This window comes from Actinomyces acetigenes (genome assembly GCF_031296635.1).
Classification (GTDB): domain Bacteria; phylum Actinomycetota; class Actinomycetes; order Actinomycetales; family Actinomycetaceae; genus Actinomyces; species Actinomyces acetigenes.
In genome coordinates this window covers 1-6,458 of the sequence record NZ_JASPFC010000061.1, presented here as the reverse complement: position 1 = coordinate 6,458, position 6,458 = coordinate 1, and the positions used below count along the sequence as shown (strand labels likewise).

The window sequence follows — 6,458 nt, the reverse complement described above, 5'->3', positions numbered from 1 at the left end:
GCCCTTCTTGATCGGGCACCTGCGTGCTGCCATGTCAATGGCCTGGCACACCAGGGAGGTGTGCATGTGGTCGGCCATCGCGTAACCCACGGCCTTCTTGGTGCAGCAGTCCAGAACAGTCGCAAGATAGATAAACCCGGCCCACGTCCTGACGTAGGAGGGGGCACCTCCCGCTTGCGGGGGAATGTCCCCGCACCACTTACGTCCAGGTTCGTCAGCGGTGGGAGTCCCGCCTGGCAGGTCCGGCCGCTCATCCAGGTCCTGGGCCGGCACGGTGATTCGGACCTTCGCCCACGGCCCGGCGGCCTGCAGCCCCAGGTCACGCATGATGGACCGGACGTGGAACCATCGGTCCGCACGCCACGCCGCTCCAGGATCACCTGGATGCGCCGGTACCCGTAGGTGCCCTCACGAGTCCTCAAAAACGTCCTTAACCAGGATGGCCAGCTCCTCCCTTCTGATGGCCGTCTGTGACTGGGGTCGGTCACGCCAGGAGTAGTATCCTGATTTTGACACCCTGGACCATCGGCACATTGAGGAGATGGGGTAGGAGCCTTCTTCGCGGCTGATCAGCTCGTGGCGCTCGGTCACGGTCGTTCCTTGGCGAAGAAGGCGGCTGCTTTTTTCAGGAACTCATTCTCCTGACGCAGCTCCCTGTTCTCTGCTCTCAGTTTTGCTATCTCAGCTGACTCGGATGCCTTCTTGCGGTCCTGGTCGGTGGCGTGCTCTTTCCTGTATCTTGCGACCCAGTTACCCACCGTCTGGGGGACAAGGTCATACGACGAGGCGACCGAGGAGATGGTGCGTTCCTTCTCGATCACCTCGCGCACCACTTGGGTCTTGAACTCGTCGGAGTATCTCGCTGCTGGCATGGGATCTATCCCATCGACTCAGGAGATGAAAAACTCCCCCAGTCCGAGAAACACCACGCCCGTTACCTTGTTGGTGGTCCTGGGTGGTCCGGGGCTGGGCCAGCTGCTGTGGGCATGATGTCTTGCCCCTGTCCTTAGATGATCCGGGGGGCGAAAGTCACCCGCAGCAGCCGGACGCTGGTGACCGCTGATAAGGGGAACGGCCCGCAGTGTGTGAGGTCTAACGCATACGTGGGTGCGGGACCGGCCTGTCCACCTGCTGGCCCTCACCCATGCAGCGAGAGGCGGCACGAAGATGGATATCGGAGACATCGAGGTCTTCATCGGCATCGACGTCGGCAAGACGGACCACTGGGCCACGGCCCTGAGCCGGGACGGGCAGAAGGTCCTCGACAAGGCCCTACCCAACGACGAGGACCGGCTGCGTGAGGTCTACCAGCGCCTGCAGGCAAAGGGACAGGTGCTGGTGGTGGTCGACCAGCCCGCCACCATCGGGGCCCTGGCCGTGGCGGTGGCTCAGGACATGGGCATCACCGTGGGCTACCTGCCCGGACTGTCGATGCGCCGCATCGCTGACCTGACGCCGGGCAGCGCCAAGACCGACGCCAAGGACGCGGCCGTCATCGCCGGCGCGGCCAGGAGCATGCCTCACACCCTGAGAGCCGTCAGCACCTCGGACGAGGAGGCCGCAGCGCTGAGCATGCTGACTGGCTTCGACCTGGACCTGGCCCGCCAGGTCAACCAGAGCGCCAACCGGATCCCGGGGCCAGTCGTTCACCCAGACCCCGCCCCGCCCTCGAGGCCGTGGTGGGGCCCTGGCCGGGCGCACGACGCCATCCTGGAGGCCCGTCGCCGCCTGGCCCACCCCAGCCGACCTGAAGCGAGCAGGCAAGGCAAGGATCGACGCCAGGCTCAAGAAGCACGGGTGCAGGCGGCACGCCACCTGGGCCGGCCAGATCGTCTCGGCCCTGGAGCACCAGACCGTGGTGGTCGCCGGCACCGACGCCGCCGCAACGGTGCTACCTCACCTGGCTCGTCAGCTCATCGCCCTGCACGCTCAGCGGGCCGATGTCGCCGCCCAGGCCGGTGACCCTGGCGGGCCCCACCCTCATGTGCCAGGTCCTGACCACGCGTGCCCGGGATCAGGGGTCCCGGCCGCCGCCGTCCTTGCTGGCTGAGACCCTGGGCAAGGACCTCCGGGCACCGGAGCCCAGCTGGCCTCCTACGCCGGGCTCGCTCCCGTCACACGCCGCTCCGGCTCATCGATCCGTGGCAAGGCGCGTCTCCCACGGCGGCAACAAGAGGCTCAAGCGCGCCATGTTCCCCTCCGCCTTCGCCTCCCTGCGCTCCGACCCCGTTTCCCGGGCCTACTACCAGCGCAAACGAGACCAGGGCAAGCGTCATAACCAGGCCGTTCTCGCCCTGGCCCACCGCCGCATCCTGACCCTGCACGCCATGATCCGCAACGGCGCACTCTACGACCCACAACCAGCCACGAAACTACCCGCCGCCGCTTGACACACCACATAGGGGCACCCCCCACACCACCTGCGCCAGTCCATCGAGGCCCACCTGACCATCGTCCGTCACTGCAGCCCTTGAGCCCTTGCCATGGCCCGCTGGCTGGAGACCGCCACCGGCTGGGCCATCAGACGCCTGATCACCACCGCACGCCGCTACCGCACAATCACCATCACCATCACATGCCGGACACACCCTCACAGCCGCTGACCCTCTCCCACCCGACCTCACCCAAGCCCTCCACAACATCCACCACGACACTAAATGAGCCAACTCAGGAGGTGGCGATCTAGAATCTCGCCAACTTAATGGTCGTGCCATTGCGAGGCTACTTTAGGTATCTAGAAATAACATAATAGTATGGCGATGCTATTATTGCCTGCATTGGGTGGGGGAGTAGGGTCGTCAGAGGATAGGTATATTGCGAGAAACATGTCATCAATGGGTTGCGTACCTCCATGTCTTCCAACCCATGAGGCTGGGGTGGTTGGCCCTGGATCATTCTCCCATCCGTGATGTTCAGCGTACTCAGTAAACTGATTCTTGAGTTCTTTTGGATCTGTGTTGTCATCTCTGAACCACCGTCTCAGGCGAAGTCCTGGATACTTATATTCAAACCATTTTGGGAGCGGGGAGTCGTTGGTCTGAATAGCCTCGTGGCCGAGGATTTTCTTTTTTCCCATCGGGTCATTCTTGAGGGCCCTCAGTCGTCTCGCCTCATATGACAGGGGGCCTCCTGGGCCATATGCCCAGGTAAGGCCACCCCCGATAGTCAGGCCTCCTGCAAGTGTGCTGCATCCGATTGTTGTCAGCAATTTTCGTCGAGATGGGCGCGGGGGTGGTTCGGTGTGCTCTGTGGAGTTGGTGCTGGGGTGTGGGGCTGCCGTAGTCATGTCACGATTCTATAAATTTTGATGCGATAGATGTGTAGGTTTGCGCGCTGATGTTTGTCAGTAGTTCCTGGCTGAAATTTGAAGGTGGGCTTCTATAGCTCCTCAACCTGGAATGGGGTTCGCCGATTTTAGTCGTGGTGTTGTTCGCGCTCATTATGAGGGTCGATTGTTGTGATGAATTATTTTCTGAAGTGCGGGAAACTGGAGCGTGTAAGGTACGGCCGGGTGGCTTCAGGCGATCCGAGGGGCGGAGACGCTCTCGCTGTGTCGGTTCCCCGTTGCGCGCGGTAACACCTTTCGTCTCGGCTGCGAAGTGTTGCGGGAATAGTTATACAGCTGAGTCTGGATCGACGGCTAAGGTGTAGTTAATTGTAATAAGGATTTCACTGTCCTCGGATTGTGTGCCTTCTGAAGGTCCAATAAATAGTTGCATGTAGTCGTCGGGTTTTCGGTGGGTGTGTTGAGCGAGCCATAATGTTGAAGTAGTGGCGCGGGACTGTTCTTCCCATCCGTGGGACTTTGCGTAGTCTATGAACTCGTCTTTGAGCTGCTCTGAGGGTTTTGTTGAGTCTCGAAACCATCGTTCGAGATGAACTCCTGGATATTTCCAGGTCGTCCATCCGGGGAGCTCTGACTCTTCTGTGTGGACAGCTTTCATTCCGAGAATGGTCTCGTGTCCCATGGGGTCGTTTTTGAGGGCTGTTAAGGCTCTTGCCTCATATGACAGGGGACCTCCTGGGCCGAAGGCCCAGGTGAGTCCGCCTCCGACGGTTAGTCCTCCGACAAGAGTCCCGCAGCCGATGCGAGTCAATAGCTTGCGGCGAGATAGGCGCGAGGGTGGGGCTGCGGATTCTGATGCAGGGGTATGGGGCTCTGAGACTGCTGTAGTCATATTACGATTTTATATAGTTCAGGAGCAGGAGGCGTATGGAATAGTGCACTGACGTTTGTCAGTACTTTGGAGGTGACTCGGGTTCTTCGCGTTTGTAGGGTGTTGTGGGTGGGCTTATCAGTGGGGTTTAGTCTCGACTTTTCATCGGCTGGCTGAGTGAGGCTGGGTGGCATCGTTGCCGGTGCTGTGAGTGGGATTACGGCAGGTGTATGTGACGATCTGCCGCGTGTCGGGCTGCAATGGTCGGGCCCTTCCAAGAGGCAGGGTTCTTCCTTCAGAATCGTGGCGGGCAAGAGAAGGAGTCGCCAAGCAGAGTCACGTGAATGAGGTGGATGGTTTTGACTTTAGCGGAAGCAGGCGGGCTGAATAGTGGGCTGGTTGCGATACTAATTAGTGAAAGAAACGTGATGATGGAGCAGAGTCGAAGTAGTGTTGGAAAGGAAGAACTGGAGGTGCTAGAGGATTTGATCCTGTACATGACTGCAGCGTCTTCTGTGTTGGGTGCTGCTGATAATGCTCGATGCGGGTCGAAACGGTGAAACGGCGGATTGGCTGAGACTTATTCACAGGGCTAGCCGACTCCAGCATCTGCGCAGGTCAGAGCACCTTTGACGGATGGTGTGAATAAGCCTCACTATATTAAGAAGATTCTGGATCGCTGCGTTTATCGATTTTGTGATCTTGCGGATAACATTAGGCATGCTCATGAAAAATCTAAGGAAACTGCTACAGTGTCCAGTCGTTCCTTTGAAATGTTCGAATCATTCTCTGTGTTGGCGGTCAGCGTCAGTCGCATGTAATCATCTGCAGTTCGGTTGCGATGCCGAGCCAACCATACATTAGATGACGATGTGTCGGCCTCTTCGGCCCATCCGTTTTTTTCCGCATATCTAACGAATGATTTGTGAAGAGATGCTATGTCACCATTTTCTCCTTGAAACCATCGAGTTAGGGAAATATGTGGATCTTCGATCGAGAACCATTCGGTGGGCTTGGTCTCCTCTGTTTCGATAGCCTTATGATCGAGGATCGTCTCGGCGCCCATGGGGTCATTCCGCAGTGCTCGCAGTAACTTTCCATCTTCTGTGAGGGGTCCTCCGGGGCGAAAAGACCATAATCCACTGGCGAGAAGGAGTCCCCCGGTAAGACTAAGGCATCCGACTCTTATCAGAACTCGTCGTCGAGATGGGCATGAAAACGGGGCGGTGGATTCTGAAGAGGAGTTGGAGATACGGGGGGAGTCGTGAGATCGCGGGGCTGGTGGAGTCATGTCATAATTGTATGAAAATTAACATTGAAATGGCGAGTATCTTACATACTGACGTTCGTCGGTGCTAGTATTTGTGGCTCTTCGCGTTTGAGGGCTCTTCGTGTTTGGGGGTGCAGTAAGTAAGGCTTATTTATGTGTCCGAGGTGGGGTGGTGGGTGCGTCGTTGCGGTGAGTGGGGATCGAGGTCCCCCGATGTTGGGAGTTGCTACACACGCCACCTGAGAGACCTTGACGTGCCTGAGACTACCTTCACCGACCCTGATCTGACGACCTTCCTGGGCCTGGACGTTCTGAGACTGACCGCTGTGGGCCAGCACCTGACCTCGACGAGAGCCATTGTGGAGTGCCGTATGCCGATCGGGTTTGAGGATCCGTTTTGTAAGGCCTGTGGGGCCCAGGGAGTATCCCGTGGGACGGTGGCCCGGCGCCTGGCCCATGTGCCGGTGGGGTGGAGGCCCACGCAGCTGGTGGTACGCGTGCGGCGCTTCGCCTGCACCCACTGCGGCCGGGTGTGGAGGCAGGACACCTCCACCTTGGCTGAGCCCAGGGCGCGGCTGACCCGCTCGGCGGTGGAGTGGGGGCTGCGGGCCCTTGCCCTGGAGGCCATGTCCGTCTCACGTGTCACGGCCGCCCTGGGGGAACTCCTGGCAGTGCGGGCCGGCGGTTCCACGATCCGGTCCATCATGCGTGACCTGGGGCTGCAGGCCGCCGGGCCGTGGGCGAAGGTCCGAATCACCGTGCCGGCCCAGGACCTGGATGAGCGGCCGGACCTGCCAGGCGGGACTCCCGCCGCTGACGAACCTGGACGTAAGTGGTGCGGGGACATTCCCCCGCAAGCGGGAGGTGCCCCCTCCTACGTCAGGACGTGGGCCGGGTTTATCTATCTTGCGACTGTTCTGGACTGCTGCACCAAGAAGGCCGTGGGTTACGCGATGGCCGACCACATGCACACCTCCCTGGCGTGCCAGGCCATTGACATGGCGGTCAGGAGATGCCCGGTCGAGGAGGGT

The 6,458-nt window shown here is 59.7% G+C and carries 6 protein-coding genes and 2 pseudogenes; 3 read left to right on the top strand and 5 right to left on the bottom strand.

Annotated elements, in window-relative coordinates:
* The 3 genes from RIV14_RS13190 to RIV14_RS13180 form a co-directional block, all read right to left on the bottom strand.
* Positions 1–327: DDE-type integrase/transposase/recombinase (locus tag RIV14_RS13190; protein ID WP_309325229.1), on the bottom strand; the 327-nt coding region annotated here is incomplete at its 3' end.
* A gap of 81 nt (positions 328–408) precedes the next feature.
* Positions 409–591 (bottom strand): hypothetical protein, encoded by a 183-nt coding sequence (locus RIV14_RS13185; protein WP_309325228.1) that lies wholly within the window; start codon positions 589–591, stop codon positions 409–411.
* A complete protein-coding gene (locus tag RIV14_RS13180; RefSeq protein WP_309325227.1) occupies positions 588–872 on the bottom strand; it encodes a transposase in 285 nt (94 codons plus the stop codon). The genes RIV14_RS13185 and RIV14_RS13180 overlap by 4 nt, the downstream gene beginning before the upstream one ends.
* 295 nt (positions 873–1,167) lie before the next feature.
* Here RIV14_RS13180 and RIV14_RS13175 point away from each other — a divergent pair.
* Positions 1,168–2,390, top strand: a pseudogene (locus tag RIV14_RS13175) (IS110 family RNA-guided transposase).
* Positions 2,391–2,414: 24 nt separating this feature from the next.
* Positions 2,415–2,661 (top strand): annotated as a pseudogene (locus RIV14_RS13170) (IS1634 family transposase); the annotation flags it as partial.
* Positions 2,662–3,614: 953 nt separating this feature from the next.
* Here the strand turns inward: RIV14_RS13170 and RIV14_RS13165 are convergent.
* Together RIV14_RS13165 and RIV14_RS13160 are read right to left on the bottom strand one after the other, a co-directional pair.
* Positions 3,615–4,178: a hypothetical protein gene (locus RIV14_RS13165; protein ID WP_143224253.1), complete on the bottom strand. Its 564-nt coding sequence runs from the start codon at positions 4,176–4,178 to the stop codon at positions 3,615–3,617.
* A gap of 703 nt (positions 4,179–4,881) precedes the next feature.
* Positions 4,882–5,223: a hypothetical protein gene (locus tag RIV14_RS13160; RefSeq protein WP_143224252.1), complete on the bottom strand. Its 342-nt coding sequence runs from the start codon at positions 5,221–5,223 to the stop codon at positions 4,882–4,884.
* A gap of 458 nt (positions 5,224–5,681) precedes the next feature.
* Here RIV14_RS13160 and RIV14_RS13155 point away from each other — a divergent pair.
* Positions 5,682–6,458: DDE-type integrase/transposase/recombinase (locus tag RIV14_RS13155; RefSeq protein ID WP_335342876.1), on the top strand; the 777-nt coding region annotated here is incomplete at its 3' end.